At 70.4% G+C, this 257-nt stretch carries 1 protein-coding gene; it reads left to right on the top strand.

The window, feature by feature from the left end:
* Positions 1-26: 26 nt before the first annotated feature.
* On the top strand, positions 27-257 hold a 231-nt coding region (locus tag ACR9ZK_RS22550; protein WP_481344158.1), incomplete at its 3' end, for an SDR family NAD(P)-dependent oxidoreductase.

Below are 257 nucleotides of genomic sequence, written 5' to 3'. Positions count from 1 at the left end.
GCCGAGACGCGCTGCTCGGACGAAGCGTGGACGCGCTGGTGCTGAACGCCGGGATGGTGCACCCACCACGCACCCGGCAGACCGACGAGTACGGCAACGAGCACGTCCTCGCGACCAACGTGCTCGGCCACTTCCGCCTGGTGGCCCGGTGCATCCCGGCCCTGGTGCACACGGATGCACGGATCGTGACGCTGGGCTCGATGGCCGCGCGTCTCGGCCGTCTGCGGATCGACGACCTCCAGCTCGAGCGCTCCTAC

This window comes from Monashia sp. HAY1-5C (assembly GCF_056755255.1).
The sequence above is the reverse complement of the archived record's forward strand: the minus strand, read 5'-3'. Positions and strand labels throughout refer to the sequence as shown.